Consider the following 1,791-nt stretch of genomic DNA (forward strand, 5'->3'; position numbering starts at 1 on the left):
CCGCGTTGGAGTTGGATGGTTGCAGTACCGACATGGTTAAGAGCCCCGCTGCACAATTAATGCAAAGTTTTTGCGTTAGCGAATTCTGCGCTTGTGCGCTGCTAACGCAAATTTTTAGCTTTAATAACCATGAGCACGCAAGTCCCATCCCTTTCTAAAACAGGCGGTCCCGCCCGTCCCGGCGGACGCAGCGCGCGCATCCAGGCCACGGTCTACCAGACCGTCAAGGGCCTGCTGGAAACCATGCCGCGCGAGGAACTGAGCTTTCCGCTCATCGCCGCCCAGGCGGGCGTGACGCCGTCCACCCTCTACCGGCGCTGGGGCGACCTACAGCAGCTGCTGGCCGATGTGGCCGTGGAAATCATCCGGCCCACGGCGCCGCCGCTGGACACGGGCACGCTGGAGGGCGACCTGCTGGCCTGGGCCGAGCAGTTCCTGGAGGAATCGGCCTCGCCGCTGGGCCGCACCATGCTGCGCGACATGGCCGCCGCAGCGGGCAACGAGCACACGCCCTGCGCCTGCGTGGAAATCCTGCGCGGGCAACTGGCGCAGATCGGCGAGCGCGCAGCGCGGCGTGGCGAGGCGATGCCCGCTGCGGACACCCTGATCGACGCGCTGGCCGCGCCCATCGTCTACCGCGTGCTGTTCGACCTGCCGCCGTCCCTGGAACACGTGCAGGCACGGGTGCGCGGCCTGCTGCAGGCTGAACCGGCCTAGCCCTTCAGCGCCCGCGCCAGCACCTCGAAGATCCGCGCATCCGAGCACTGCGCCACATTGAAGCGCAGGAAATCGCCTGCGCTCTGCGACTGGCTGAAGGCATTGCCGGGCGCCAGCACCACGCCATCTTCCAGGCAGGTGCGCGCAAGCGCCGTGGCATCCATGCCCCCGGGCAACTGGCACCACAGGAACATGCCGGCCTGCGGCACCAGCCAGGGCTTCATGCCCAGGGCCTGCAGCCGCGCGGCCGTGCGTTCCATCTCCTGCGCCAGCCGCAGCCGCACGGACTCCATGTGCCTGCGGTAGCCGCTGTCGGTCAGCGTGCGCAGCACGATGTCGGCGGCCATGCGCCCGCCGCCGAAGTTGGTGGCGATCTTCAGGTCCGCCAGGTCCTGCGTCCAGTCGGGCCGCGCCGCGATGAAGCCGCAGCGCAGCGAGGCCGACACCGTCTTGGAGAAGCTGCCGATCTGGATCACGCGCGACAGGCCGTCGAAGGCCGCCAGCCGGGGCGCCGCATGGGTCTCCAGGTCGCAGAAGATGTCGTCCTCCACGATCACCAGGTCCGAGCTGTCGGCCAGCTTGAGGATGCGGTGCGCCACCAGTGGCGACAGCGTGGCGCCCGTCGGGTTGTGGATGGCCGAATTGGTGATGTACAGGCGTGGCGAATGCGCCTGCAGCGCGTCGGCGAACCGGGCCACGTCGGGCCCCTGCGGCGTGTAGGGCACGCTCACGGCCTGCACGCGGTGCGCCTTGAGCAGCGCATGGAAATTGAAATAGCAGGGGTCGTCGATCAGCACCGTATCGCCGGGCTCCAGCAGGAAACGGCAGACCAGGTCGATGGAGTGCGTGCCCGACTCCGTCAGCAGGATCTGCTCGGGCGAGGTCTCCAGCCCCATGGCGGCCATGCGCCGCGCCAGCAGGCGGCGCAGTGCCGGGTGGCCCAGCGGCGTTGCGTACTCCGTCAGCTCCAGCGTGCCCGAGCGCGCCAGGGAGCGCAGCGCGCGGCGCACGCCTTCCTCGTACAGCCATGAAGGCGGCAGCCAGCCGCAGCCCGGCTTGAGCGCGTGGACGCGG

Annotated in this window: 2 protein-coding genes; one reads left to right on the forward strand and one right to left on the reverse strand. The window is 68.8% G+C overall.

Going from position 1 to position 1,791, the window contains the following annotated elements:
* The first annotated feature begins 129 nt into the window (after positions 1 to 129).
* The gene (locus L995_RS16410; protein WP_047472662.1) at positions 130 to 717 is read left to right on the forward strand and encodes a TetR/AcrR family transcriptional regulator; all 588 of its coding nucleotides are present in this window, start codon (positions 130 to 132) and stop codon (positions 715 to 717) included.
* On the opposite strand, the gene L995_RS16415 is transcribed toward L995_RS16410, so the two are convergent.
* The coding region (locus L995_RS16415; protein ID WP_047472663.1) for an aminotransferase-like domain-containing protein at positions 714 to 1,791 on the reverse strand (1,078 nt) is incomplete at its 5' end. The two genes, L995_RS16410 and L995_RS16415, sit on opposite strands and share 4 nt — an antisense overlap.

Origin of the sequence: Delftia sp. ZNC0008 (assembly GCF_000799035.1) — a bacterium.
GTDB classification, from domain to species: Bacteria; Pseudomonadota; Gammaproteobacteria; order Burkholderiales; family Burkholderiaceae_C; genus Comamonas; species Comamonas tsuruhatensis.

Excerpts from the sequence above, each read along its gene's own strand:
- L995_RS16410 (WP_047472662.1), top strand. The coding sequence starts at position 130 with ATGAGCACGCAAGTCCCATCCCTTTCTAAAACAGGCGGTCCCGCCCGT.